The sequence below is a fragment of the Pseudomonas sp. TE24901 genome (assembly GCF_054058375.1).
Map to the genome: position 1 here is coordinate 723,429 of NZ_JBSSAF010000001.1, position 25,471 is coordinate 748,899.

23 protein-coding genes are annotated in these 25,471 nt (G+C 60.3%); 17 read left to right on the forward strand and 6 right to left on the reverse strand.

The features are described 5' to 3' along the window. The first annotated feature begins 30 nt into the window (after positions 1–30). The gene (locus ACVWVP_RS03325) at positions 31–2,034 is read left to right on the forward strand and encodes a M3 family metallopeptidase (protein WP_457404468.1); all 2,004 of its coding nucleotides are present in this window, start codon (positions 31–33) and stop codon (positions 2,032–2,034) included. Positions 2,035–2,036: 2 nt separating this feature from the next. Here the strand turns inward: ACVWVP_RS03325 and ACVWVP_RS03330 are convergent, their stop codons facing one another. Next, entirely contained in the window at positions 2,037–2,684 is a 648-nt protein-coding gene (locus ACVWVP_RS03330) for a dual specificity protein phosphatase family protein (RefSeq protein WP_178923950.1), read from the reverse strand. Positions 2,685–2,957: 273 nt separating this feature from the next. Here ACVWVP_RS03330 and ACVWVP_RS03335 point away from each other — a divergent pair, with 273 nt between their 5' ends. The 6 genes from ACVWVP_RS03335 to ACVWVP_RS03360 all read left to right on the forward strand — a co-directional run bounded on the left by ACVWVP_RS03335 (position 2,958) and on the right by ACVWVP_RS03360 (position 10,537). After that, positions 2,958–3,710, forward strand: coding sequence for a gluconate 2-dehydrogenase subunit 3 family protein (locus ACVWVP_RS03335; protein ID WP_178923949.1), 753 nt, complete (start codon positions 2,958–2,960; stop codon positions 3,708–3,710). 2 nt (positions 3,711–3,712) lie between these two features. Further along, entirely contained in the window at positions 3,713–5,497 is a 1,785-nt protein-coding gene (locus ACVWVP_RS03340; RefSeq protein WP_178923948.1) for a GMC family oxidoreductase, read from the forward strand. A 12-nt stretch (positions 5,498–5,509) separates the two neighbouring features. After that, positions 5,510–6,808, forward strand: a complete 1,299-nt coding sequence (locus tag ACVWVP_RS03345) for a cytochrome c (RefSeq protein ID WP_178923947.1) — start codon at positions 5,510–5,512, stop codon at positions 6,806–6,808. A gap of 81 nt (positions 6,809–6,889) precedes the next feature. Then, positions 6,890–7,948: a PA0069 family radical SAM protein gene (locus tag ACVWVP_RS03350; RefSeq protein WP_178923946.1), complete on the forward strand. Its 1,059-nt coding sequence runs from the start codon at positions 6,890–6,892 to the stop codon at positions 7,946–7,948. A 230-nt stretch (positions 7,949–8,178) separates the two neighbouring features. Next, on the forward strand, positions 8,179–8,910 hold the full coding sequence (locus ACVWVP_RS03355) for a carbonic anhydrase (protein WP_457404469.1): 732 nt from the start codon (positions 8,179–8,181) through the stop codon (positions 8,908–8,910). A gap of 85 nt (positions 8,911–8,995) precedes the next feature. Further along, positions 8,996–10,537 carry a SulP family inorganic anion transporter gene (locus tag ACVWVP_RS03360; RefSeq protein ID WP_457404470.1) on the forward strand — a complete coding sequence of 514 codons (1,542 nt, stop codon included), beginning with the start codon at positions 8,996–8,998 and terminating at the stop codon, positions 10,535–10,537. Between the two features lie 292 nt (positions 10,538–10,829). On the opposite strand, the gene ACVWVP_RS03365 is transcribed toward ACVWVP_RS03360, so the two are convergent. Further along, positions 10,830–11,477, reverse strand: a complete 648-nt coding sequence (locus ACVWVP_RS03365; protein ID WP_178923943.1) for a hypothetical protein — start codon at positions 11,475–11,477, stop codon at positions 10,830–10,832. A 369-nt stretch (positions 11,478–11,846) separates the two neighbouring features. Between ACVWVP_RS03365 and coxB the strand changes: the two genes are divergently transcribed. The 4 genes from coxB to ACVWVP_RS03385 all read left to right on the forward strand — a co-directional run bounded on the left by coxB (position 11,847) and on the right by ACVWVP_RS03385 (position 16,227). Continuing rightward, entirely contained in the window at positions 11,847–12,974 is a 1,128-nt protein-coding gene (gene coxB, locus ACVWVP_RS03370; protein ID WP_178923942.1) for a cytochrome c oxidase subunit II, read from the forward strand. 58 nt (positions 12,975–13,032) lie between these two features. Beyond that, complete coding sequence (gene ctaD, locus ACVWVP_RS03375; protein WP_178923941.1) at positions 13,033–14,616, forward strand: cytochrome c oxidase subunit I; 1,584 nt, start codon at positions 13,033–13,035, stop codon at positions 14,614–14,616. Between the two features lie 136 nt (positions 14,617–14,752). Then, positions 14,753–15,304 (forward strand): cytochrome c oxidase assembly protein, encoded by a 552-nt coding sequence (locus ACVWVP_RS03380; RefSeq protein WP_176994625.1) that lies wholly within the window; start codon positions 14,753–14,755, stop codon positions 15,302–15,304. 35 nt (positions 15,305–15,339) lie between these two features. After that, positions 15,340–16,227, forward strand: a complete 888-nt coding sequence (locus ACVWVP_RS03385; RefSeq protein WP_176994626.1) for a cytochrome c oxidase subunit 3 — start codon at positions 15,340–15,342, stop codon at positions 16,225–16,227. Between the two features lie 6 nt (positions 16,228–16,233). Here the strand turns inward: ACVWVP_RS03385 and ACVWVP_RS03390 are convergent, their stop codons facing one another. After that, a complete protein-coding gene (locus ACVWVP_RS03390) occupies positions 16,234–16,437 on the reverse strand; it encodes a twin transmembrane helix small protein (RefSeq protein ID WP_176994627.1) in 204 nt (67 codons plus the stop codon). Between the two features lie 45 nt (positions 16,438–16,482). On the opposite strand from ACVWVP_RS03390, the gene ACVWVP_RS03395 reads away from it, so the two are divergent. From ACVWVP_RS03395 to ACVWVP_RS03415, 5 genes are read left to right on the forward strand one after another with little or no spacing between them, the layout of a single operon-like run. Then, positions 16,483–17,247, forward strand: coding sequence for an SURF1 family protein (locus ACVWVP_RS03395; protein ID WP_259172496.1), 765 nt, complete (start codon positions 16,483–16,485; stop codon positions 17,245–17,247). Beyond that, the gene (locus ACVWVP_RS03400) at positions 17,213–17,806 is read left to right on the forward strand and encodes a hypothetical protein (protein WP_178923939.1); all 594 of its coding nucleotides are present in this window, start codon (positions 17,213–17,215) and stop codon (positions 17,804–17,806) included. Before ACVWVP_RS03395 ends, ACVWVP_RS03400 begins: the two co-directional genes overlap by 35 nt. Before the next feature lie 10 nt (positions 17,807–17,816). After that, positions 17,817–18,896: a COX15/CtaA family protein gene (locus tag ACVWVP_RS03405; protein WP_178923938.1), complete on the forward strand. Its 1,080-nt coding sequence runs from the start codon at positions 17,817–17,819 to the stop codon at positions 18,894–18,896. After that, positions 18,884–19,783, forward strand: a complete 900-nt coding sequence (gene cyoE / locus ACVWVP_RS03410) for a heme o synthase (RefSeq protein ID WP_178923937.1) — start codon at positions 18,884–18,886, stop codon at positions 19,781–19,783. Before ACVWVP_RS03405 ends, cyoE begins: the two co-directional genes overlap by 13 nt. Beyond that, positions 19,780–20,415, forward strand: coding sequence for an SCO family protein (locus tag ACVWVP_RS03415; protein ID WP_259172497.1), 636 nt, complete (start codon positions 19,780–19,782; stop codon positions 20,413–20,415). Before cyoE ends, ACVWVP_RS03415 begins: the two co-directional genes overlap by 4 nt. 143 nt (positions 20,416–20,558) lie before the next feature. Here ACVWVP_RS03415 and ACVWVP_RS03420 read toward each other — a convergent pair whose 3' ends face one another. Genes ACVWVP_RS03420 through ACVWVP_RS03430 form a run of 3 tightly spaced genes read right to left on the reverse strand, consistent with a single transcriptional unit; the run spans position 20,559 to position 23,062 of the window. Next, complete coding sequence (locus ACVWVP_RS03420; protein WP_457404471.1) at positions 20,559–21,329, reverse strand: MetQ/NlpA family ABC transporter substrate-binding protein; 771 nt, start codon at positions 21,327–21,329, stop codon at positions 20,559–20,561. 51 nt (positions 21,330–21,380) lie between these two features. Continuing rightward, positions 21,381–22,055: a methionine ABC transporter permease gene (locus ACVWVP_RS03425; RefSeq protein WP_178923934.1), complete on the reverse strand. Its 675-nt coding sequence runs from the start codon at positions 22,053–22,055 to the stop codon at positions 21,381–21,383. Continuing rightward, positions 22,055–23,062, reverse strand: coding sequence for a methionine ABC transporter ATP-binding protein (locus ACVWVP_RS03430; RefSeq protein ID WP_259172499.1), 1,008 nt, complete (start codon positions 23,060–23,062; stop codon positions 22,055–22,057). Before ACVWVP_RS03430 ends, ACVWVP_RS03425 begins: the two co-directional genes overlap by 1 nt. 229 nt (positions 23,063–23,291) lie before the next feature. Here ACVWVP_RS03430 and katE point away from each other — a divergent pair, with 229 nt between their 5' ends. Continuing rightward, positions 23,292–25,421 (forward strand): catalase HPII, encoded by a 2,130-nt coding sequence (gene katE / locus ACVWVP_RS03435; protein ID WP_457404472.1) that lies wholly within the window; start codon positions 23,292–23,294, stop codon positions 25,419–25,421. Positions 25,422–25,471 lie beyond the last annotated feature (50 nt).

Consider the following 25,471-nt stretch of genomic DNA (forward strand, 5'->3'; position numbering starts at 1 on the left):
CCCCCCTTTTGCGGTTATCAAGGAAGCACCATGCCGGACCTCAACCCTCTGTTGCAGGACTATCACCTGCCGCCTTTCTCGGCCATCCGTGCCGAGCACCTTGTGCCTGCCATCGACGCGATTGTGCTGAGCAGTCGCACCGAAGTAGCCCGTATCATTGCCAGCCAGCGACACCACCCAAACTGGGATGATTTGATGTTGGCGATGGAAGCCGTTACCTCCCGCATTGACGAGGTGCTATCGGTGATTTACATCCTCGACAGCACCACTACCGACCCAAGATGGTTGGAGGCCAGTGCGCTGGCCACTTTTCGGGCTTCAGCGTTCACCCAAGAGCTGACAGGTAATCAAGGGCTGTACGACTGCTACAAAGCGTTGGCCGCGAGTTCATCTGCGGCGCTGTTTGATGCGTCCCGCCAGAGTTTGCTGAAGCGCACGCTGAAAAAATTTCGGCTGGCCGGCATTGAGCTGGAACCGGCTATGCAGAAAAAACGGGTGATGCTCGACCATAAAATTGCCGGTCTCCAGCAATTGTTCCTGACCCGACTGGAACAGGCTAACAACGCGTGGCGCAAACACATCACCGATGAATCGCGATTGCAGGGACTCACCCCGACCCTCAAGGCACGGATGGCGCAAAAGGCGCGAGCGGCTAACGTGCAGGGTTGGCTCATTACCCTGAATGACGAGAATTACCGGGAATGCATGGCTTACGCGCAGGATCGAACATTGCGAGAGGAGATTTTCGTTGCCTACAACACGCGTGCTTCTGATCTGGGCCCGCACGCTGGGCAGTTCGACAATGGCCCCTTGTTGCAAATGCTGAGGGTCAGCCGTCATCAGAAAGCCATGCTATTGGGTTACGCCAATTTTGTTGAATTGGCACTCGAGCTGCAAATGTTGGAGACCCGGGATCAAGTCCTGGATTTTATTCGTGACCAAATTGCGTCATCACGCACAGTCTTTGCACATGACAAACAGGTGCTTGAGGCGTTGGGGCATGAGCTTGGACTGACAGGCCTGCAGCCCTGGGATTTCACGTTCCTGGCGCAAATCATCCGGCAAAGAACCTGCGGGGTTTCCGAAGATGATCTGCGCGTCTATTTTCCTCTCGAGAACACCTTGTCTCAGCTATTTGCGCTCGTAAAGCAACTGTTTGGTATCGAAATCAGCGAGCTTTATGGCTTCGATGCTTGGGCTTCCGGGATCCGTCTCTTTCAGATAACAGAACATGGTGAAGTGCTGGGGCAGATCTTTTTTGTGCCGTATCGGCAAAATGACGGGGGTTACCCCTACGCAATATCGTTGAGAAACCGCTGGACCACGGCTGAAAGTCGCAGGGTGCAACCGATGGCTGTGCTGTTCACTCAGTTTGAAGGTACCCCCGATGAGACGTGTTTGCTCGGGCATCGGCAACTCAAGATCCTTTTTCATGAGTTCGGTCATTGCTTGCAGCAACTATTGGTGGGCATCGGTTACCGCACCAAAATGGGTACTGATGACTCAGGTATCGACAGCGCGGAATTTTTCGGCCAGTTCTTCGAACGCTGGTGTGACTCGCCGGATTGTCTCGCATGGCTTTCCAGCCATTTCAAAACGGGGGCGTCTTTGCCCATGGCGATGGCTCGGCAACAAGCCCTGTATACCGATACCCAGTCTTCCTGGGAGCAGGCAGAGTCGTTGACGCTTGCATTATTTGATATCGAAGTACACGGCTCACAGGACGATGGACGTACCATTGAACACGTATTTGCGAGCGCCAACCGTGAAGTCGGTCACCTGCCGTCGCTGGACACTGTGCGTTATGCCAACAGCTTCAGCCATTTGGTATCGGGATATGAAGGTGGGTATTACGCCTACCAATGGTCTGAGGTGCTGGCGCGCAGAGCCTTCAAAAGGTTTGAGCGCGAAGGTGTTTTCAATGCCGCGACGGGTCGGGCGTTTCGCGAGCAGGTGCTCGCTCCCGGCCACTCTCGTTCATTGCTTGAGTCGGTGCGGTTGTTTTCAGAGGAACCCTCGGGGCGCGCGCCCTGAAGTCAGGTGTCGGAATTGGCCGTGTTCATCCAGCTTTTCATTGAACACAGGGCAAAGGCGCTGGTGCTGCACTCTCCGTTCTGCAGTGCCGTGCGTAACTTGGCGACATCCGCTTTCATCATGTAGCGAACACCGTCCTTGAAGCCGTTGCTGCTGCCGAAGCCGCCTTGGGTCATCTCGTTCAGCGCATCTTCTTTGCTCCAGCCTTGCACCACCACGCGGTACATCGCCGCCATCAGGCCGGTGCGGTCAGAGCCATGTTTGCAATGCATCAACACCGGGCCGTTGGCTTCGGCTTCCTGAATCGCCCTAAGCGCCGCGAGCACGTCGGAATCATCGACATGGTTGGTGCGATAAGACAACTGTACCTGTTTGATATCAGATGACTTCAGCCACGCCGAATCAGACTCCGGCAAGAAGTTGATCACCGTGCCGATTTTCAGTTGGTCCAACACGGGCAGCGCATTGCTGTCTGGCAAGGCACTGCGATACAGCGTGGGCGTCATCTGATGCAGATTGAATTGGTCGCCTACTGGCTGAGCCCACTCGGGTGGTCGGATAGACGTGGCATCGTCGGCCTGGGCAGGGGCGCCGATAAACATCGCAAGGAGCGCCAGGCTGAGGGCCGGTAACAATCGAAGAGTGAACATGCGTGACGTGACCCGATAAGGGAGTGGTAATGGGGCCCAGAGTGGTCTTGAGGGGGTGAATGGGGTGTGAGGTGTGCGTCAAAGGATCGTGAACCGGCGCATCTGATCCGCTGTTTTTGCAGCTGAATCGATTCCCTCGATGCTTAGCCTGCTATCATTTGTAACTATTGATTGCCAGTGTGTTCTATCCCCTTGGATCCCATGCCTTGGCAAACCTTCACGCTGCTCCCAGAAGCGGCTGATCAACCCGTGACTTCATGATGAGGTGCCTCTATGTCTGATCAAGATCAAGACAACCCCCGGCGTGACTTTTTGCGCAAATCCTTGACCTTGATCCCGGTGGTCACGGTTGCCAGCACGGGCCTGGGTGGCTCGATGCTGATGGCCACGCCCGAGCCGGCCCAGGCTGCTCCCGCCCCGTCGGCCGCCAGCGACAAGCCCTACGAACCGACCTACTTCACGGCCGAAGAGTGGGCCTTCATCAACGCTGCTGTTGCGCAGTTGATTCCCGCGGATGAGCAGGGCCCGGGTGCGCTGGAAGCCGGCGCGCCGGAATACATCGACCGCCAGATGAACACGCCTTACGCCAGTGGCGCACTGTGGTTCATGCAAGGCCCGTTCAACGCCGACGCCCCGCCAGAGATGGGGTGGCAGTCCAAATTGGTACCCAAGGAAATTTATCGCCTGGGTATCGCCGCCACGGATGCGTGGTCGAAGGCGTTCAACGGGAAAGCTTTTGCTGCGCAAGACAGCGCTACCCGAGACGATATGTTGCGTCGTTTGGAGGCTGGCGGCAGTGAGGTCAGCGCGCATTTCGCAGCAGTACCTCCGAAAATGTTCTTCAACCTGTTGCTGCAAAACACCAAGGAAGGGTTCTTCTGCGACCCGATCCACGGCGGCAACAAAGGCATGGTCGGCTGGACCATGATTGGTTTCCCCGGCGCCCGCGCCGACTTCATGGACTGGGTTGAACGCAACGAGCAATACCCCTTCCCGGCTGTTTCCATTCGCGGCGAGAGGGCGTAAACGTGGCGACCATCATGAAGAAAGTGGATGCGGTGATCGTGGGCTTCGGCTGGACCGGCGCGATCATGGCCAAGGAGCTGACGGAAGCAGGCCTTAACGTGGTGGCGCTGGAGCGCGGCCCGATGCAGGACACTTACCCGGACGGCAACTATCCCCAGGTCATCGACGAGCTGACCTACAGCGTGCGTAAAAAACTCTTCCAGGACATCTCCAAGGAGACGGTGACCATTCGCCATAGTGTGAATGACGTCGCTCTGCCCAACCGTCAGTTGGGCGCATTCCTGCCGGGCAATGGCGTGGGTGGCGCAGGTTTGCATTGGTCGGGCGTGCACTTTCGTGTCGACCCGATTGAGCTGCGCATGCGCAGCCATTACGAAGAGCGCTACGGTAAAAACTTCATTCCCAAGGACATGACCATCCAGGACTTCGGCGTCAGCTATGAAGAGCTGGAGCCGTTTTTCGACTACGCCGAGAAGGTGTTCGGCACCTCGGGCCAGGCGTGGACGGTCAAGGGGCAGTTGGTGGGTGAAGGCCGTGGCGGTAACCCGTATGCGCCGGACCGCTCGAACCCGTTCCCATTGGAGTCGCAGAAAAACACCGTCTCTGCACAGCTGTTTCAGAAGGCCGCTACCGAGGTCGGTTACAAGCCTTACAACCTGCCGTCCGCCAATACGTCGGGGCCATACACCAACCCCTACGGCGCGCAGATGGGCCCGTGCAATTTCTGCGGGTTCTGCAGCGGCTACGTCTGCTACATGTACTCCAAGGCTTCGCCGAACGTGAACATCCTGCCGGCCCTGCGCCAGGTGCCGAACTTCGAGCTGCGGCCCAATTCCCACGTGCTCAAGGTCAACCTCGACAGCACCAAGAGCAAGGCCACCGGCGTGACCTACATCGACGGCCAGGGTCGTGAGTGCGAGCAGCCGGCCGACCTGGTGATCCTCGGGTCTTTCCAGTTCAACAACGTGCGGTTGATGCTGCTGTCGGGTATCGGCAAACCTTACGACCCGATCACCAATGAAGGCGTGGTGGGCAGAAATTTCGCCTACCAGAACATGGCGACCATCAAGGCGTTCTTCGACAAGGACACCCACACCAACAACTTCATCGGTGCGGGTGGTAATGGCGTGGCCATCGACGACTTCAACGCCGACAACTTCGACCACGGGCCGCATGGCTTCGTAGGCGGCTCGCCGATGTGGGTCAACCAGGCGGGCAGTCGGCCGATTGCCGGCACCTCCAACCCACCTGGCACCCCGGCCTGGGGCAGTGCCTGGAAGCGCGCTACCGCCGATTACTACACCCACCAGGTGTCGATGGACGCCCACGGTGCCCATCAATCCTACCGGGGCAACTACCTGGACCTGGACCCGGTGTACCGCGATGCCTACGGCCTGCCGTTGTTGCGGATGACGTTCGACTGGCAGGAAAACGACATCAAGATGAACCGCTTCATGGTCGAGAAAATGGGCAAGGTCGCGCAGGCGATGAACCCCAAGGCCATCGCGCTGCTGGGCAAGAAAGTCGGTGAGCACTTCAACACCGCCTCGTACCAGACCACCCACCTCAATGGCGGCGCGATCATGGGCACCGACCCGAAAACCAGCGCGTTGAACCGCTACCTGCAGTGCTGGGATGTGCACAACGTGTTTGTCCCGGGCGCGTCCGCTTTCCCACAAGGCCTGGGCTACAACCCGACCGGCTTGGTGGCGGCGCTGGCCTATTGGTCGGCGCGGGCGATCCGCGAGCAGTACCTGAAAAACCCCGGCCCACTGGTTCAGGCATAAGGAGCGATGACCATGAAAGCATTCGTTATCGCCTCCCTGGCGCTCTTCAGCAGCTGTTCCGTCAGTGCGGCTGACACCGACCTGATCAAGCAGGGCGAATACCTGGCCCGCGCCGGCGACTGCGTGGCCTGCCACACCGCCAAGGGCGGTAAACCCTTCGCCGGTGGCCTGCCGATGGAAACGCCCATCGGCGTGATCTATTCCACCAACATCACCCCGGACAAGACCGGCCTGGGCGACTACAGCTTCGAGGACTTCGACAAGGCCGTGCGCCATGGCGTCGCCAAGAGCGGTAGTACGCTTTACCCGGCGATGCCCTACCCGTCTTACGCACGCGTCAGCGACAGCGATATGCAGGCGTTGTATGCGTACTTCATGAAGGGTGTGGAACCGGTTGCCCAAGAGAACAAGGACAGCGATATTCCTTGGCCCCTGAGCATGCGCTGGCCGTTGGCAGCATGGCGCTGGATGTTCGCGCCGACGGTTGCAGAGGTGCAACCACAGGCGGCTGCCGACCCGGTGATCAGCCGCGGTGCGTACCTGGTGGAAGGCCTGGGCCACTGCGGCGCGTGCCATACGCCGCGTGCCCTGACGATGCAGGAAAAAGCCCTGAGCGCCACTGACGGCAATGCATTCTTGTCCGGCAGTGCGCCGCTGGAAGGCTGGATCGCCAAAAGCCTGCGCGGTGACCATAAGGACGGCCTCGGCAGTTGGAGCGAGGAGCAACTGGTGCAATTCCTCAAGACCGGTCGCAGTGACCGCAGCGCGGTGTTCGGCGGCATGAGCGATGTGGTGGTCCACAGCATGCAGTACATGTCGGAAAATGACCTGACCGCTATCGCCCGTTACCTCAAGAGCCTGCCGGCGGTGGATCCGAAAGATCAGCCGCACCTGTACGACAAGCAGGTGGCTGACGCGCTGTGGAAAGGCGATGACAGCAAACCGGGCGCCTCGGTGTATATCGACAACTGCGCGGCTTGCCACCGCACCGACGGCCACGGCTACACGCGTGTATTCCCGGCGCTGGCGGGCAACCCCGTGTTGCAGACGGCGGATGCGACGTCCTTGATCAATATCGTGTTGAACGGCGGCACCTTGCCGGCCACCCACACGGCGCCGTCTACCTTCACCATGCCCGCGTTTGCGTGGCGCCTGTCGGACCAGGAAGTGGCGGATGTGGTCAGTTTCGTGCGTGGCAGTTGGGGTAACAAGGGCACGCCTGTGAAGGCCAGTGACGTGGCGGACCTGCGCAAGAATGATATGCGCACCACCTCGGGCGATGACCTGGGCCAAGTGACGCAAAAACACTGACGCGTACCTGACCGCCAAACGGCACTGGTCAGAACCCTTGCGCCTCGATACTGTATATAAAAACAGTATCGAGGCGTTTTCATGTCTACTCCGTTGCCGCCCCGTGGCCGGGGCACTGCCACCAACCTGCACAACCGCTTCGCGCCCACCGTCAGCGTGGTCGAGGACGACGGCTGGTACCAGGAAGTGCCACCCACCCAGGGCACTGAAGTGCGCATTGAAACGGCCAAGACCATCATCACCCGCAACAACTCGCCGGACCTGCCGTTTGATCGCTCAATCAACCCTTACCGAGGTTGCGAGCATGGCTGTATCTACTGCTACGCGCGGCCCAGCCATGCCTATTGGGACATGTCCCCCGGGCTGGACTTCGAGACCAAGTTGATTGCCAAGAGCAACGCCGCCGATGTGTTGGAGCAGCAGTTGTCGAAACCGGGCTATATGTGTGCGCCGATCAACCTGGGCTCCAATACCGACCCGTACCAGCCCATCGAGCGCGAATACAGGATCACCCGTCAAACCCTTGAAGTGCTGCTGCGCTACCGGCATCCGGTGACGATCATCACCAAGGGCTCGCTGATCCTGCGCGACCTTGATTTGCTCACTGAGCTGGCCAAGCAGCGACTGGTGGCGGTGATGATCAGCCTCACCAGCCTGGATGACGAACTCAAGCGCATCCTGGAGCCGCGCACGGCGGCGCCCAAGGCGCGGTTGCGGGCGATCCGGGTGATGCGTGAGGCGGGTATCCCGGTGGGGGTGCTGTGTTCGCCGATGATCCCCATGATCAACGACAGCGAGCTCGAAAGCCTGCTCACGGAAGCCCACGCAGCCGGTGCTCAAAGTGCAGCCTACATGATGCTGCGCCTGCCCCTTGAGGTGGCGCCGCTGTTCGAGGAATGGCTGGCGGCGCATTACCCGCAGCGAGCGGCCCATGTGATGAGCCTGGTGCGGCAAGTGCGGGGTGGCGAGGTGTACGACAGCCGCTTTGGCGTGCGCATGCGTGGCGAGGGGCCGTTTGCCGATTTGCTGGCCCAGCGCTTCAGCAAGGCGATCAAACGCCTGGGGCTCAATCGTCGGGAGGGGTTTAATCTGGATTGCACAGCGTTCTGCCCACCGGGCAGGCAGATGGCATTGTTATAGGTAGACTAGTCAGGATAAGAGCGTTCTTATGTAGGAATGGTCGCACATTGATATCACTGAAACCTGCGACCTAGAGCGGTTTGTTCAGTTTGAATTAAGTTTAGATGGTTACCTTGTTCAGCGAGTGACTGATGGGTCGGAAGCCTGCTCTGTGGCATTTCACAACTATTGCCCTGAGCCGGCGTCGAACTGGCCTGAATATTCCCCCGCCTTAATCAAGAGGATGAATCATGAGTGACAAGGATAAACAGCCGTTGGCTGCGTCGGCATCAGCCCCTCAGGTGTCTGAAACCGCCGATGCAGCGCTGAAGCATATTGTTGACGGCTTTTTGCATTTCCATCACGACGTCTTCCCCCAGCAGGAAGAACTGTTCAAGAAACTCGCCACGGCCCAGAGCCCGCGGGCGATGTTCATCACCTGCGCCGACTCGCGCATCGTCCCTGAGCTGATTACCCAAAGCTCTCCAGGCGATCTGTTCGTAACCCGTAACGTCGGCAACGTGGTGCCGCCCTACGGGCAGATGAACGGTGGTGTTTCCACCGCCATCGAGTACGCGGTACTGGCCTTGGGCGTGCAGCACATCATCGTGTGCGGGCATTCCGACTGCGGTGCCATGCGTGCGGTGCTCAACCCTGCCAGTCTGGAGAAGATGCCGACGGTCAGGGCCTGGCTGCGCCATGCCGAGGTCGCCAAGTCGATGGTTGAGGACAACTGCGACTGTGCCAACGAAGGCGAGAGCATGAAGGTGCTGACTGAAGAAAACGTCATCGCCCAGCTGCAACATCTGCGCACCCACCCTTCCGTGGCTTCGCGCATGGCCAATGGTCAATTGTTTATCCACGGCTGGATCTACAACATCGAGACCAGTGAGATCCGCGCCTACGACGCCGACCAGTCGGCCTTCCGCTCGTTGAGCGGCGACGGGCCGATCCCATGCGCGACGCCTAAAGCGCGCTTCTAAAACACTTCCTTGCCGGGTAACGCGATGGCTGCCATTAGAGCAGCCAGGCGTTGCCACGCCCGGCGAATGCCTCGGGAGAGTCATCATGCGTGCTGCTCAATTGAAAGCTGTACTGCCGCGGGAGCTGCTCGCCTCTGTGGTGGTGTTTTTGGTCGCCCTGCCCTTGTGCATGGGTATTGCGATTGCGTCCGGCATGCCGCCGGCCAAAGGCCTGATTACCGGGATCATCGGTGGCCTGGTGGTGGGTTGGCTGGCGGGGTCGCCCCTGCAGGTCAGCGGCCCGGCTGCCGGGTTGGCGGTGCTGGTGTTCGAGCTGGTGCGTCAGCACGGCATGCTGATGCTGGGGCCGATCCTGTTGCTGGCGGGTTTCCTGCAATTGGTTGCCGGGCGCTTGCGCCTGGGCTGCTGGTTCCGGGTCACGGCACCCGCTGTGGTGTACGGCATGCTGGCGGGGATCGGTGTGCTGATCGTGCTGTCACAGGTCCACGTGATGCTCGATGGCGCGCCCAAGCCTTCGGGGTTGGACAACCTGGCCGGGTTCCCGGCGGCTCTGGCTGAAGCCATTCCCACCCTGGGTGGTGGCCTTGGCTGGCAAGCGGGGCTGCTCGGCTTGTCGACGATGTTGGTGATGTACCTGTGGGATAAATTACGCCCGCAGAGCCTGCGTTTTGTACCGGGCGCTTTGTTGGGTGTTGGTCTGACCACGGTGGCAAGCCTGGTGCTGGCCTTGCAGGTCAAGCGCGTGGAGGTTCCGGAAAACCTTGCGGACGCCATCGACTGGCTGCGTCCCAGTGACTTGCTGAATCTGGCCGACCCACAACTGCTGATCGCCGCCTTTGCTGTCGCGTTTATCGCCAGTGCCGAAACCCTGCTGTCCGCCGCTGCGGTTGACCGCATGCACAGCGGCCAGCGTTCTGATTTCGACAAAGAATTATCCGCTCAAGGTGTAGGCAATATGCTGTGTGGCCTGGTCGGCGCCTTGCCGATGACGGGGGTGATCGTGCGCAGTTCGGCCAACGTGCAAGCCGGGGCGACGACGCGTCTGTCGGCGATGTTCCACGGCCTGTGGCTGCTGGCGTTCGTGCTGTTGCTGTCGAGTGTGCTGCAGAGCATTCCGGTGGCGAGCCTGGCGGGCGTGCTGGTGTACACCGGGATCAAGTTGGTTGACCTCAAGGCATTCAAGGCGCTGGGGCGATATGGGCGGATGCCGATGCTGACCTATTCGGCGACGGCACTGGCGATCGTCTTTACCGACTTGCTGACAGGTGTATTGATCGGCTTCGGGTTGACGTTGGTCACGTTGGCCCTCAAGGCTTCGCGGCTGAAAGTCAGCTTGATCGACCTGCCCCAGGAAGGCGAGATGGAATTGCGGTTGGTCGGTGCGGCGACCTTTCTGAAAGTGCCGGCGTTGACTCAAGTGCTGGCGACGGTGCCTGCGGGGACTACCGTGCATGTGCCACTGAGCAACCTGAGTTACATCGACCACTCCTGCCTGGAGTTGCTGGAGGAATGGGGACGGGCGAATGCGGCGAAAGGCTCGACGCTGGTGATCGAGGCGCGCGGCTTGAAGCGACGGCTGGAAGGCCGTGAGCGGACGACGGCAGGCCTGGGCTCCGCGCCCGCCTGACACCACAACCCACCCTGTAGGCGCTGGCTTGCCAGTTAGTTAAGGAACCAAAGGGTGGCCAGGCTCTTGTAGTGAGCGGGCTTGTCCCGCGCTGGGCTGCGAAGCGGCCCCGAAACCAGACAACTGAGTTCTGTCTGGAAGAGCGCGGCGACCGGATTAGGGCGGCTGCGCCACCCAGCGCGGGCGGTGCGACGATTCGACAAGCCCGCTCACTACAGAGGTCGTGTTGCGCTTAACTGACTGGCATTAGGGCAAACCAGCTCCCACAGTTGATCGTTTGCGGCCCGGAAAATTAAGCCGGTTGATCCAGCGCCAACTCAACCCCTAGCTGGCGCGACAGGCACGGCCAACGCTTCCACGCTGCTTCCGTATCCGGGCTCTTGAGGGTCTCGCGGTACGCTTCAACCGACTCCAGTGCAAAGCTGTCTTCGTTCAACATTTCATCCACGGCCAAGTGCACCGCTTCATCCAGCTGGTTGGCAAACTGCTCGCCAATCAATTGGTGCGCGATCAGGTTGGCAACCGTGGTATCCGCCGGAATCAACGGCTGGCCGAAATGCTTGATGTACAGGTCGTTGACCTCTTCCACCAGGCGATGGGCCAGGTAGGCCTCGTCCAACAGGCCGTCGAGCCCTTCGTGGCCGGCCAGGATCGCAGGCGGCTGCAGGAAGAAATGCTCGGCGATTTTCAGTACCGGCTTGATCTGGCTTTCGATGCCGGCTTCGCGGGCCACGTCATTGGCGGCGTCCAGCAGGTCGGGGACGAGGTCGATGTAGGCGGTGACAAAGCGGGTCATGACAATGTTGCGATCACCGTCAGCCAGGGAGATGGCCGAGTGCAGGTGCGGCAATTGTTTTTCCAGTTGCTGGGCAAGCTGGCCAGTGCTGGCTTCGTGTTGATGGGCACGGGAAATCTGCTCGCGCAATGCGGCGGTGTTCATGAAAGCTCCAGTGATGCAGGCGTAGGAAAAGGGAGAGGATAAGGTAGCTCGTTTATACGAGCGCCTCAGACGCATTTGTCATAATTATTTCATGGTTATGCGCCTCCGTTATATCGAATTGCCATCGTTCGTCGGATAAACGATTCCGCTCCCGGTTTTATTGGCTCCGGCCGTCTGTTTTTACTCATTTTCCCCTACACATTGCGGGGTTGCAGGGCGTGTCTATACTCGGATTTGTACGCAATTAGCTGATGACGCCCAACTGCATGAAGCAGGCAAGGCAAGGCGGTTGTAAGCAGTATGGAAGCCGCTCCCTTCGCCGCAGGTGCAAACCGGCGGGATAACAAGAAACATAAAGGGGAACCCGCAATGACGCGACATCCACACGTTTGGATGGGCCTACTGTTGTGGTCAGTATTCGGCCAGGCGCAAGCCGCCTGGACAACGAATATGGCGCCAGGGGCTACTGAAGTCAGTCACGCCGTGTTTGACCTGCACATGACCATTTTCTGGATCTGTGTGGTAATCGGCATTGTCGTGTTTGGCGCGATGTTCTGGTCGATGATCCTGCACCGTCGGTCTACGGGCCAGGTGGCCGCCAAGTTCCACGAGAGCACGACCGTGGAAATCCTCTGGACCGTGGTGCCCCTGCTGATCCTGGTGGCCATGGCTATTCCGGCGACCAAGACCCTGATCAACATCTACGACAGCAGTGAGTCGGATATCGATATCCAGGTCACCGGCTATCAGTGGAAGTGGCACTACAAATACCTGGGCCAGGACGTGGAGTTCTTCAGCAACCTGGCCACGCCCGCCGAACAGATCCACAACCAGGCCACCAAGGGCGAGCACTATTTGCTCGAAGTCGACCAGCCGCTGGTGCTTCCGGTGGGCGCCAAGGTGCGCTTCCTGGTGACGGCGGCCGACGTGATCCACTCCTGGTGGGTGCCGGCCTTTGCGGTCAAGCGCGATGCCATCCCCGGTTTTGTCAACGAGGCCTGGACCCGTATCGAGAAGCCCGGCATCTACCGGGGCCAGTGCGCCGAGCTGTGCGGCAAGGACCACGGCTTCATGCCCATCGTGGTCGAGGTCAAGTCCAAGGCCGACTACGACACCTGGCTCGGCGAGCGTAAGGAAGAAGCCGCCAAGCTCAAGGAGCTGACCTCCAAAGAGTGGACGCTAGACGAACTGGTGGCCCGTGGCGACAAGGTCTACCACACCACCTGCGTGGCCTGTCACCAGGCCGAAGGCCAGGGCCTGCCGCCGATGTTCCCGGCGCTCAAGGGCTCGCCAATCGCCATTGGGCCTAAGGAAGACCACCTGCACCGTGTCTATTTCGGCAAGCCCGGCACCGCCATGGCGGCGTTTGGCAAGCAGCTTTCGGAAGTGGATATCGCCGCCGTGGTGACCTACGAACGCAACGCCTGGGGCAACAACAAAGGCGACATGGTCACGCCCAAAGACGTGCTGGCTCTGAAACAGGCGCAAAGCAAATGACAGCCCTCACTGCGTATGCCCTGAACCGCCCCGCCCACTCGCTTGCAGGAGAACGGCCATGAGCACTGTGATCGACCATGGTCATGCCGACCATGCCCACGGCCCCGCCAAAGGATTGATGCGCTGGGTGCTGACCACCAACCATAAAGACATCGGCACGATGTACCTGTGGTTCGCCTTCACCATGTTCCTGCTCGGCGGCTCGTTCGCCATGGTGATTCGTGCCGAACTGTTCCAGCCGGGCCTGCAGATCGTGCAACCGGCGTTTTTCAACCAGATGACCACCATGCACGGTTTGATCATGGTGTTCGGTGCAGTAATGCCGGCGTTCGTCGGCCTGGCCAACTGGATGATCCCGCTGATGATCGGCGCGCCGGACATGGCTCTGCCGCGCATGAACAACTTCAGCTTCTGGCTGTTGCCGGCCGCGTTCCTGCTACTGGTGTCGACCCTGTTCACCCCCGGGGGCGGGCCGAATTTCGGCTGGACCTTCTATGCCCCGCTCTCCACCACCTATGCACCGGAAAGCGTGACGTTCTTTATTTTCGCCATCCACCTGATGGGCATCAGTTCGATCATGGGGGCGATCAACGTGGTCGCCACCATCCTCAACCTGCGTGCGCCCGGCATGACGTTGATGAAAATGCCGCTGTTCGTGTGGACCTGGCTGATCACCGCCTTCCTGTTGATCGCGGTGATGCCGGTGCTGGCGGGCTGCGTGACCATGATGCTGATGGACATCCATTTCGGCACCAGTTTCTTCAGCGCGGCCGGTGGCGGTGACCCTGTGCTGTTCCAGCACGTGTTCTGGTTCTTCGGTCACCCGGAGGTGTACATCATGATCCTGCCGGCGTTCGGTGCCGTCAGCTCGATCATCCCGACCTTCTCGCGCAAGCCGCTGTTCGGCTACACCTCGATGGTCTACGCCACGGCGAGCATCGCGTTCCTGTCGTTCATCGTGTGGGCGCACCACATGTTTGTGGTCGGCATCCCGCTGGTGGGCGAGCTGTTCTTCATGTACGCCACCCTGCTGATCGCCGTGCCCACGGGGGTGAAGGTGTTCAACTGGGTCAGCACCATGTGGCAAGGCTCGCTGACCTTCGAGACGCCGATGCTGTTTGCCGTAGCCTTCGTGATTTTGTTCACCATCGGCGGCTTCTCCGGGCTGATGCTGGCGATTGCGCCCGCCGACTTCCAGTACCACGACACCTACTTTGTGGTGGCGCACTTCCATTACGTACTGGTGCCTGGCGCGATCTTTGGCATCTTCGCCTCGGCGTACTACTGGCTGCCGAAATGGACCGGCCACATGTACGACGAAACCCTGGGCAAGCTGCACTTCTGGCTGTCCTTCGTGGGCATGAACCTGGCGTTCTTCCCGATGCATTTCGTGGGGCTGGCCGGTATGCCGCGCCGGGTGCCGGACTACAACCTGCAGTTCGCCGACTTCAACATGGTTTCGTCGATTGGCGCGTTCATGTTCGGCGCTACGCAGATCTTCTTCCTGTTCATCGTGATTAAGTGCATCCGTGGCGGCCCGCCTGCGCCGGCCAAGCCGTGGGATGGGGCTGAAGGGCTGGAATGGAGCATTCCTTCGCCGGCGCCGTACCACACCTTCACCACGCCGCCGGAGGTCAAATGAACACCTCTGTACAAATCCCTTGTAGGAGCTGGCTTGCCAGCGATAGCGGTGTGTCAGTTGCCGGAAATGGTCGCTGGGACACCGCCATCGCAGGCAAGCCAGCTCCCACAGAAAATCAACAGCGAGGGGGTGTGTGATGGCTGAATCGGTGCCGATCAGGCGGCTGGTCACCCGCCTGCTGATCCTGGTGGTGGCCATGTTCGCCTTCGGCTTTGCCCTGGTGCCGATCTACGACGTGATGTGCAAAGCCTTCGGTATCAACGGCAAGACCGCCGGGCAGTACGAGGGTGAGCAGGTGGTGGATCCCACGCGTCAAGTGCGCGTGCAGTTCCTGTCCACCAATGCCATCGACATGGTCTGGGAGTTCCATTCCAAGGCCGATGAGGTGGTGGTCAATCCCGGTGCGGTCACCGAGATGCTGTTTGTGGCCTACAACCCTACCGATAAACCCATGACCGCCCAGGCCGTACCGAGTATTTCCCCGGCGGAAGCGGCGATGTATTTCCACAAGACCGAGTGTTTTTGTTTCACCCAGCAAGTGCTGCAGCCAGGCCAGCGCATCGAAATGCCGGTGCGTTTTATTGTCGATCGCGACATGCCCAAGGATGTGAAGCATTTGACCCTGGCGTACACGCTGTTCGATATCACTGCGCGCCAACCGCCGGTGGCTGTCCACACCGGGGGCTAGCTACTGTTTGCCCCCTCAATCAGGAGAGCGAATACATGTCGTCTCATGATACGTACTACGTACCAGCGCAAAGCAAATGGCCAATAATTGCTACGTTTGGCATGTTGATCACGGTGTACGGCCTGGCCGTGTGGTTCAACGACCTGAAGGCGGCGCGCCCGGAATCCCACGGCCCGTGGATTTTCTTCGTCGGCGGCCTGTTGCTGGCCTACATGCTGTTCGGTTGGTTTGGCGCGGTGATCAAGGAAAGCCGCGCCGGTTTGTACAGCCCACAGATGGACCGCTCGTTCCGCTGGGGCATGACTTGGTTCATCTTTTCCGAGGTGATGTTCTTTATCGCCTTCTTCGGTGCGCTGTTCTACGTGCGGCATATGTCCGGCCCGTGGCTGGGCGGCGAAGGCCACAAGGGCATCGCGCACATGCTGTGGCCGAACTTCGAATTTACCTGGCCGCTGCTCAACAACCCTGACCCGAAACTGTACCCGCCGCCGGAAGGCACGATCAGCCCGTGGGGCTTGCCGTTGGTCAACACGATCCTGCTGGTCAGTTCCAGCGTGACCATCACCCTGGCGCACCATGCGTTGCGCAAGGGGCACCGTGGCGCGTTGAAAATCTGGCTGGCGATCACCGTGCTGCTGGGTTGGGCATTCCTGGGCTTCCAGGCCGAGGAGTACATGCATGCCTATAAAGAGCTGGGCCTGACCCTCGGCTCTGGCGTGTACGGCGCGACCTTCTTCATGCTCACAGGCTTTCATGGCGCCCACGTGACCATCGGCACGATCATTTTGTTCGTGATGCTGATGCGCATCCTCAAGGGGCACTTCAATGCCGAGCACCAGTTCGGTTTTGAGGCGGCCAGTTGGTATTGGCATTTTGTGGATGTGGTGTGGATCGGCCTGTTTTTCTTCGTCTACGTGCTGTGACGCGTCTTACCACGGCGCATGGGACACCAACTGGCCGCTGAAAAAGCCCCAGGCGATCAACGCCACGGTGATCACGGCCAGTACCACACGCACGGTCAGGGCGGTGACGAGGCGGTTGGAGTTGCCCTCGTCCTTGACCAGGAAGAACAAGCCACTGAACAGGCTCGCGACGGTCGCGATCAGCATCAGGGCAATGGCGGCTTTGAGCATGTCTGGGTTCCTGGCGCGGTGGGGCATTGAGGAGAGGGGCGGGCAATGAAAACAAGTATAGCCACCGCCATAAAAGACTTTCGCCCAGGGCTCGCACCCACATTGGTGGTGCTGGTGCTGCTGCCCTTGATGGTGGGCCTGGGGTTCTGGCAGCTGTCGCGCGGCCATGAAAAGCAGCTGCTGGTGGACAGCTATGCCGAGCGCCGTGTGGCTGACCCGGTGAGCAGCGCGCAACTCGTCGACTTGACTGACCCGGCCTTTCGTCGCGTTCGCCTGCGCGGCCAGTTCGACGCCGAACACAGCGTGTTGCTCGACAACCGCATGCGTGACGGCCGGGCGGGCGTCGAGCTGCTGCAACCCTTTCATGACCAGGCCAGCGGCGAGTGGCTGTTGCTCAACCGCGGCTGGCTGCCTTGGCCAGACCGACGTGTCCCGCCCGTCTTCACCACCCCCAATCAGCCGGTGAACCTCGACGCCTGGGTCTACGTGGCTCCAGGCGAAACGTTCCAATTGCACGCCGACCCAGCCACCGCACAGTGGCCGCGCCTGCTCACTGCCCTGCACCCGGCTGCGTTGTGGGCGGAGCTGGGCCGCAACGGGTTTGCCTACGAGCTGCGCGCAGAAGCCGGCGCCGGTACGTACGACACCACCTGGGCGGTGGTCGCCATGGGCCCGGAAAAACACTTGGGGTATGCCGTGCAATGGTTTGCCATGGCAGTGGCGCTGTTGGCGCTTTACCTCTACCTCGGATGGCATAACAAAAAGGAGAAGCACCATGGGAGCGGCCATGAATCCACTCAACATGTCTGACGCGCCTGTCACGCCCGACCGACGCAAAGGCCGCTGGCAGTTGATCCTGATCCTGATGATGGTGATTGGCCCGATGGCACTGGCCACCTTCATGTACAAGCTGCAGTTCTGGGTGCCCGAGAGTCGCAGCTACCACGGCGAGATGATCGGCAATGGTCAGACGCGTGCCGACATCGGTGTGCAGGCCGATGAAGACCGCTGGCAACTGCTGGTGACTGCACCCACCGCCTGCGCCGCCGATTGCCAGCAATTGGTGTACCTCGCGCGCCAACTGCAGATCAGCCTGGGCCGCGACGCTTCCCGCGCCAGTCATGCCCTGGCCAGCGCGCTACCGGTCGGCACCGAATACGAAGCCAAGCTCAAGGCCGAATACCCGCAGTTGCAGCGCTACCCCCTGGACCTGTCGACCTTCACCAAAGACGCCGCTGCACCCGGCGACGCGCAGCTGTGGATCGTCGACCCCCACGGCAACCTGGTGCTGCGCTACGACGCCAAGGTCAAGGGCAAGGACTTGCTCAACGACCTGCGCCTGCTGCTGAAACTGTCGAACATCGGATAAGGGCATCGTCATGGCCAAACCTGGATTTCGCCTCGCGTTGTTTGCCACCTTGCTGGCGCTGTTCGTCGTGCTGCTGGGTGCCTATACCCGCCTGACCCATGCCGGCCTGGGGTGTCCGGACTGGCCGGGCTGCTACGGCTTTATCAGCGTTCCCAAGACCGAAGCCCAACTGGCCCACGCCGAGCTGCATTTTCCGGATGCGCCGGTCGAGGCCGACAAGGGCTGGGCCGAGATGACCCATCGCTACTTTGCCGGCACCCTGGGGTTGTTGATCGTGCTGTTGGCGGCGCGCTCCTGGAGCCATCGGCGTGATCCGGGCCAGCCGGTGAAGTTGCCACTGTTTCTGTTGGCGGTGGTGTTCGCCCAGGCGGCGTTCGGCATGTGGACGGTGACGCTCAAGCTGTGGCCGCAGGTGGTGACTGGCCACCTGCTGGGCGGCTTCGCGACCCTGAGCCTGTTGTTTCTGCTGACCCTGCGCTTGTCCGGCGTGTTGCCCGCGTTGATCGTGCCCAAGCGCCTGCAATATTGGGCGACGGCGGGGTTGGTGCTGGTAATCGGCCAGATCGCGCTGGGGGGCTGGGTCAGTTCCAATTATGCGGCGGTGGCCTGCATTGACCTGCCCACGTGCCACGGCCAGTGGTGGCCGGCGGCGGACTTTGCCAACGGGTTTCACCTCACCCAACACATCGGCCCCAATTACTTGGGCGGGCAGCTCGACAGCGATGCGCGCACCGCGATCCACCTGACCCACCGCATCGGCGCGGTCATCGTGACTCTGGTGCTGCTGGGCCTGGCCTGGCAACTGCGCGCAGTGGGCATGACGCGGTTGGCGGGCCTGCTGCTGATCGCGCTGGCGGCGCAGATCAGCCTGGGCCTGAGCAACGTGTATTTCCATCTGCCATTGCCGGTGGCGGTGGCGCACAACGCCGGTGGCGCGGCGCTGTTGTTGAGCCTGGTGCTGGTCAATTACCACGCCCGTACCAGCCTGGTCCGGGTGCGCAACCCGTCACGCTTCGGCTGGCGCTTCATTCCGCGCAAACACGTATCGGGCCTCATCACCCTTAAAGGAGAGATGCCATGGCGACCTTGATCGGCGCACGCCACAGCCAGCCGATCTGGCGTGACTATTTGGAGCTGACCAAGCCAAAAGTGGTGGTGCTGATGCTCATCACCTCCCTGGTGGGCATGTTCCTCGCCACGCGCGCCGGGGTGCCCTGGACGGTGCTGGTATTCGGTAACCTGGGGATCGCCCTGTGCGCCGGTGGCGCAGCGGCGGTGAACCATGTGGTGGACCGGCGCATTGATGCGGTGATGGCGCGCACCCATAAGCGCCCGTTGGCCGAGGGGCGTGTGTCGCCGCTGGCCGCGTTGGCGTTTGCGTTGTTTCTGGCGGTGGCGGGACTGGCCCTGCTGCTGGCCTTTACCAACCCGTTGGCCGCCTGGCTGACGCTGGCGTCGCTGTTGGGGTATGCGGTGATCTATACCGGCTTTCTCAAGCGCGCGACACCGCAGAACATCGTCATCGGCGGGCTCGCCGGGGCCGCGCCGCCGCTGTTGGGCTGGGTGGCCGTGACCGGGCATGTCAGCGCCGAACCCTTGCTGCTGGTGCTGATCATCTTCGCCTGGACCCCGCCGCACTTCTGGGCCCTGGCCATCCACCGCAAGGAGGAATACGCCAAGGCCGACATCCCCATGTTGCCGGTCACCCATGGCGAGCACTACACCAAGGTGCACATCCTGCTCTACACCTTCGCCCTGCTGGCGGTGAGCCTGATGCCGTACGTGATCCACATGAGCGGCCTGTTGTACCTGGCCTGTGCGCTGCTATTGGGCGGGCGCTTTCTGCAATGGGCCCTGGTGTTGTACCGTGGCGCTCAGCCGCACGCGGCGATCAACACCTTCAAGTACTCTATCTGGTACCTGCTGCTGCTGTTCATCGCCCTGCTCGTAGACCACTACTTATTGTTGAACCTATGACTCGAACTCAAAAAACCGTCTTCATCCTGGTGGCCATCGTCGCGTTGATCATGGGCCTGACCGTCAACAAAGTGCTCTCGGGCAAAGGCCAGGGCGACCCTACCGCACTGATCGACGCCGGCATTATCCTGCTGCCGCAAAGCCGCCAGTTGCCGCCAGTGAGCATGACCAATCAGGAAGGCCAGCCGGTGGTGGTCAACGAATTGAAAGGCAAGTGGAGCCTGCTGTTCTTCGGCTACACCTTCTGCCCGGATATCTGCCCTACCACTCTCGCCCAGCTGCGCCAGATCAAGAGCGAACTGCCTAAAGAGGCGGTGGACAAGTTGCAGGTGATCCTGGTCAGCGTCGACCCGAACCGCGACACCCCGGCCCAGCTCAAGCAGTACCTGGGTTACTTCGACCCGCAGTTTGAAGGGCTGACCGGCGCAAACGTGGAGGATGTGCAGAAGGTTTCGAATGCGGTGAGCATTCCGTTTATCCCGGCCGATACCAGCAAGCCCAACTACACCGTCGACCATAGCGGCAACTTGGCGGTGATTGGGCCGGACGGGACTCAGCGTGGGTTTATTCGGGCGCCGTTGAATAACCAGAAGCTAATCGCGCAACTGCCTGGCCTGTTGCAGCGCAAGTAACTAGCAACGCAAAACAAATGTGGGAGCGGGCTTGCTCGCGAATGCGGTGTATCAGTTACGAATCTATCGACTGACACTCAGCTTTCGCGAGCAAGCCCGCTCCCACATTTTTTGATCTCCGGTGTTTGGGAGATAGGGTTACATCAGAACGCTGGCTTGATCGCGCCTTTGTACTTCTCTTCGATGAATTGCTTCACTTCAGGCGTGTGCAGGGCTGCTACCAGCTTCTTCACCGCGTCCGAATCCTTGTTGTCTTCGCGGGTGACCAGGATGTTCACGTAAGGCGAGTCGCTGCCTTCGATCACCAGGGCGTCCTTGGACGGGTCCAGCTTGGCTTCCAGTGCGTAGTTGGTGTTGATCAGCGCCAGGTCGACCTGGGTCAGCACGCGCGGCAGGGTGGCGGCTTCCAGTTCGCGGAACTTCAGGCCTTTAGGGTTGGCGGTGATGTCCTTGATGGTCGACAGGATGTTGGTCGGCTCCTTCAGGGTGATCAGGCCGTTCTTGGCCAGCAGCAACAGCGCGCGGCCGCCGTTGGTGGCGTCGTTCGGGATGACCACGTTGGCACCGCTTGGCAGCTCGTCCAGCTTCTTGTATTTGCTGGAGTAGGCGCCCAGGGGCTCCAGGTGCACCGCGCCAACGCTCACCAGGTGGGTGCCCTTGGCCTTGTTGAATTCATCCAGGTACGGCTGGTGCTGGAAGAAGTTGGCGTCCAGGCGCTTTTCAGCCACCTGTACGTTTGGCTGCACGTAGTCGGTGAAGACCTTGACCTGCAAATCCACGCCTTCTTTGGCGAGTGCAGGTTTCACGAATTCCAGGATTTCCGCGTGAGGCACAGGCGACGCAGCGACGGTAATGGTCTCGGCGTGGGCGGAAAACGCGGCAACGGCGGCGAAAGCAACCAGTAGTTTTTTCATCCAACAAGCTCCTTGTTCGGGCATGTGCCGGCTTGTGGCCGGCAATGGCCGTTATTTTCGAGAAAAATGCACCACCAGCTTGTCGCCGACGGTTTGCAGAATTTGCACCAGGATCAACAGCATCACCACGGTGACCACCATCACATCGGTCTGGAAGCGCTGATAACCAAAGCGGATCGCCAGGTCTCCCAAGCCACCAGCACCTACGACACCGGCCATGGCCGTGTAGGACACCAGTGTAATCGCCGTCACCGTAATCGCCGCGAAAATGCCAGGGCGGGCTTCGGGCAGCAGGGCGTTGGTGATGATCTGGCGCGTGGTAGCGCCCATGGACTGGGTGGCCTCGATGATGCCGCGGTCCACTTCACGCAGGGCGGTTTCCACCAGGCGTGCGAAGAATGGCGTCGCCCCGACCACTAGCGGCGGAATCGCACCGGCCACACCCAGCGACGTGCCGGTAAGCAGTACGGTGAATGGAATCATCACGATCAACAGAATGATGAACGGCAGTGAGCGCAGGATATTCACGATCAGCGACAGGAAGGCGTACAGGCTTTTTTGCTCGAACAGCTGGCGCGGGCTGGTCAGGAACAGCAGCACGCCCAGCGGCAGGCCGAGCACCACGGTGAAGAACAGTGAGCCAAACAGCATGGTCATGGTGTCGCCGGTGGCGAGCCAGATTTCCGACCAGTCGATATTGGCGAAGAAACTCAACAAAACGTCCATTAGCGCAGGACCTCCATGTGGACGTCTGCCGCAGTAAAGCGGGCGAACGCGGCTTCCATGTCCCCACCGGTGACGGCGAGGGTCAATTGGCCGTAGGGCGTGTCTTTGATGTGGTCGATACGACCGGCGAGGATGCTGTAGTCCACACCTGTTTCACGGGCGACGGTACCCAGCAAAGGCGCGTAGGTCGCTTCGCCCTGGAACGTCAGGCGCACGATGCGCCCCGGCACGTGGGCGAACACATCGCGCTGTTCGCCTTCGTCGACCTGCTCGGCTTCTTGCACGAAGCGCTTGGTGGTCGGGTGCTGTGGGTGCAGGAATACTTCTGCCACTGAGCCTTGCTCGACGATCACGCCAGCGTCCATCACAGCCACCTGGTCGCACACGCGGCGGATCACGTCCATTTCATGGGTGATCAGCACGATGGTCAGGTTCAGTTCGCGGTTGATCTCGGCCAGCAGTTTGAGCACCGACGCGGTGGTCTGCGGGTCGAGGGCGCTGGTGGCTTCGTCGCACAGCAAGATCTTTGGCTTGGTCGCCAGGGCGCGGGCGATGCCGACGCGCTGCTTCTGGCCGCCCGACAGCTGGGCCGGGTACTTCCTGGCGTGGTCAGACAGGCCAACGCGGGCGAGCAGTTCAGCCACGCGCAGGTCGATTTCCTTGCGCGACAATTCGCCGGCCAGGGTCAGCGGCAGCGCGACGTTGTCGGCGACTGTCTTGGACGCCAGCAAATTGAAGTGCTGGAAAATCATCCCGACCTGCTGGCGGAAACGGCGCAGGCCGTTGGCGTCCAGGGCGGTGACTTCTTCGCCATCCACCGTGATCTGGCCGCCGCTTGGCTCTTCAAGGCGGTTGATCAGGCGCAGCAGGGTGCTTTTACCCGCACCCGAGTGGCCGATAAGGCCAAACACCTGGCCGTGCTCGACGCGCAGGCTGGTGGGGTGCAGCGCGGGGATATCCTTACCGGCGACGCGGTAGGTTTTATGGACGTTATGAAACTCGATCACGTAGCGAACCTTGTGGGGCGCATGGAAAAGGGATCAGCGGTTAGCCGGGCGCGCATTTTAGCCTGTCCGTATAGTCTTTCTTAGCATTTATTTCGCATTCATCCATTGATTTGGCAATAACGCGATCAAAGGTCATAAAAAAGGAACGGGCCAAAACCCCATCAGTCACTACTTAGGCAGCCCGATCACCCAGGTGCCGTGCCTGGGTCCGAATAAGGAGTTTTGACTGATGAGCACGAAAAAGCCAAAGAGCGAACTCGCCGGCACCGATACCCTGGACCGTAAGAACACCAATGCCAAACTTCAGGCTTTGGAAGCATTTCGCTCCGACGCGACCGGCCAGGCCCTGCGTACCAACCAGGGTGTGAAAATTTCCGATAACCAGAACAGCTTGAAGGCCGGCGCACGCGGGCCATCGCTGCTGGAAGATTTCATCATGCGTGAAAAGATCACGCATTTTGACCATGAACGTATCCCGGAGCGCATCGTGCATGCGCGGGGCACCGGTGCCCATGGCTACTTCCAGACCTATGAAAACCATTCGGCACTGACCAAGGCAGGGTTCTTACGCGATCCTGGCCATAAAACCCCGGTTTTTCTGCGTTTTTCCACTGTGCAAGGGCCTCGGGGCTCCGGCGACACCGTGCGCGACGTCCGCGGTTTTGCCGTGAAATTCTTCACGGATGAAGGCAACTTCGACCTGGTCGGCAACAACATGCCGGTGTTTTTCATTCAGGACGCAATCAAGTTTCCCGATTTTGTTCACGCGGTAAAACCCGAGCCTCACAACGAGATTCCCACAGGCGGTTCGGCCCACGATACCTTCTGGGACTTCGTGTCACTGCAGCCGGAATCGGCGCATATGGTGATTTGGGCAATGTCCGACCGGGCGATTCCTAAAAGCCTACGGGCCATGCAGGGTTTTGGGGTGCACACCTTTCGCTTCATCAACGCCGAAGGGCAATCCAGCTTCGTTAAATTCCACTGGCGCCCTACCGCCGGCACCTGCTCGCTGGTGTGGGACGAAGCGCAAAAGCTCGCCGGTAAAGATACCGACTACCACCGCCGCGATCTCTGGGAAGCGATTGAGATGGGCGATTACCCTGAGTGGGAATTGGGCGTGCAGGTAATTGCCGAGGAGGACGAGCATAAATTCGACTTCGACATTCTCGATCCGACCAAACTGATCCCTGAAGAACTGGTGCCCATCACCCCGCTGGGCAAGATGGTGCTGAACCGCAACCCGGATAACTTCTTTGCTGAAGTCGAGCAGGTCGCCTTCTGTCCAGGCCATATCGTGCCGGGCATCGATTTCTCCAATGACCCATTGTTGCAGGGTCGCCTGTTTTCCTACACCGATACGCAGATCAGCCGACTCGGTGGCCCGAATTTCCATGAGTTGCCGATCAACCGCCCGGTGGCGCCGTTCCATAATGGCCAGCGCGATGCCATGCACCGCACCACGATTGACAAGGGGCGTGCGGCCTATGAACCCAACTCCATCGACGGTGGCTGGCCGAAGGAAACGCCTCCTGCTGCACAGGATGGTGGTTTCGAGTCTTACTACGAGCGCATCGATGCCCATAAGGTGCGCGAGCGCAGCGAATCGTTTGGGGATCACTTCTCCCAGGCGCGCCTGTTTTTCCGCAGCATGAGCAAGCACGAGCAAGAGCACATCATCGCGGCCTACAGCTTTGAGTTGGGCAAGGTGGAGCGTGAGTTCATTCGCGCGCGACAGGTGAATGAGATCTTGGCCAACATTGACCTCGAGCTTGCCAAGCGTGTGGCGCAGAACCTGGGCTTGCCGGTGCCCAAAAAAGGTACGGTGCCAGAGCGCAAAACCTCGTTGTCGCGCTCACCAGCCTTGAGCCAGGCCAACCTGTTGTCGGGCGACATCAAGACGCGCAAGGTGGCGATCCTGGCGGCCAACGGCGTGGATGGCGCGGCGATCGAGGCGTTGAAGAAAGTGCTCAAGGCCGAAGGTGCCCATGCCAAATTGTTGGGGCCGACGTCAGCACCGGTGACCACCGCCGATGGCAAGAGCCTGCCGGTGGACGCGTCCATGGAAGGTTTGCCCTCGGTGGCGTTCGACGCGGTGTTTGTGCCGGGCGGCGCGAAATCGGTGAAGGCCCTGAGTGAAGATGGCGTGGCGCTGCATTACCTGCTGGAGGCGTACAAGCATCTGAAGGCGATTGCGGTGGCCGGTGAGGCGAAGCAGTTGGTGGACCTGCTCAAGCTGGAGGCGGATGCGGGGTTGATCGTGGGCGGGGATGCCAAGGCGTTGAAGGCGTTTGTGGCGGCGATCGCGCAGCACCGGGTTTGGGATCGGGAGGCTAAAGCCAAGGCAATTCCGGCTTAAGCTTTTGGTTGACTGCTAGATTGTTATCGCAGGCAAGCCAGCTCCCACAT

Bases quoted from the DNA above. Each gene is read 5' to 3' on its own strand.
- ACVWVP_RS03325 (WP_457404468.1), top strand. From the start codon at position 31: ATGCCGGACCTCAACCCTCTGTTGCAGGACTATCACCTGCCGCCTTTC.
- ACVWVP_RS03330 (WP_178923950.1), bottom strand. From the start codon at position 2,684: ATGTTCACTCTTCGATTGTTACCGGCCCTCAGCCTGGCGCTCCTTGCG.
- ACVWVP_RS03335 (WP_178923949.1), top strand. From the start codon at position 2,958: ATGTCTGATCAAGATCAAGACAACCCCCGGCGTGACTTTTTGCGCAAA.
- ACVWVP_RS03345 (WP_178923947.1), top strand. From the start codon at position 5,510: ATGAAAGCATTCGTTATCGCCTCCCTGGCGCTCTTCAGCAGCTGTTCC.
- ACVWVP_RS03350 (WP_178923946.1), top strand. From the start codon at position 6,890: ATGTCTACTCCGTTGCCGCCCCGTGGCCGGGGCACTGCCACCAACCTG.
- ACVWVP_RS03355 (WP_457404469.1), top strand. From the start codon at position 8,179: ATGAGTGACAAGGATAAACAGCCGTTGGCTGCGTCGGCATCAGCCCCT.
- ACVWVP_RS03360 (WP_457404470.1), top strand. From the start codon at position 8,996: ATGCGTGCTGCTCAATTGAAAGCTGTACTGCCGCGGGAGCTGCTCGCC.
- ACVWVP_RS03365 (WP_178923943.1), bottom strand. From the start codon at position 11,477: ATGAACACCGCCGCATTGCGCGAGCAGATTTCCCGTGCCCATCAACAC.
- coxB (WP_178923942.1), top strand. From the start codon at position 11,847: ATGACGCGACATCCACACGTTTGGATGGGCCTACTGTTGTGGTCAGTA.
- ctaD (WP_178923941.1), top strand. From the start codon at position 13,033: ATGAGCACTGTGATCGACCATGGTCATGCCGACCATGCCCACGGCCCC.
- ACVWVP_RS03380 (WP_176994625.1), top strand. From the start codon at position 14,753: ATGGCTGAATCGGTGCCGATCAGGCGGCTGGTCACCCGCCTGCTGATC.
- ACVWVP_RS03385 (WP_176994626.1), top strand. From the start codon at position 15,340: ATGTCGTCTCATGATACGTACTACGTACCAGCGCAAAGCAAATGGCCA.
- ACVWVP_RS03390 (WP_176994627.1), bottom strand. From the start codon at position 16,437: ATGCTCAAAGCCGCCATTGCCCTGATGCTGATCGCGACCGTCGCGAGC.
- ACVWVP_RS03395 (WP_259172496.1), top strand. From the start codon at position 16,483: ATGAAAACAAGTATAGCCACCGCCATAAAAGACTTTCGCCCAGGGCTC.
- ACVWVP_RS03400 (WP_178923939.1), top strand. From the start codon at position 17,213: ATGGGAGCGGCCATGAATCCACTCAACATGTCTGACGCGCCTGTCACG.
- ACVWVP_RS03405 (WP_178923938.1), top strand. From the start codon at position 17,817: ATGGCCAAACCTGGATTTCGCCTCGCGTTGTTTGCCACCTTGCTGGCG.
- cyoE (WP_178923937.1), top strand. From the start codon at position 18,884: ATGGCGACCTTGATCGGCGCACGCCACAGCCAGCCGATCTGGCGTGAC.
- ACVWVP_RS03415 (WP_259172497.1), top strand. From the start codon at position 19,780: ATGACTCGAACTCAAAAAACCGTCTTCATCCTGGTGGCCATCGTCGCG.
- ACVWVP_RS03420 (WP_457404471.1), bottom strand. From the start codon at position 21,329: ATGAAAAAACTACTGGTTGCTTTCGCCGCCGTTGCCGCGTTTTCCGCC.
- ACVWVP_RS03425 (WP_178923934.1), bottom strand. From the start codon at position 22,055: ATGGACGTTTTGTTGAGTTTCTTCGCCAATATCGACTGGTCGGAAATC.
- katE (WP_457404472.1), top strand. From the start codon at position 23,292: ATGAGCACGAAAAAGCCAAAGAGCGAACTCGCCGGCACCGATACCCTG.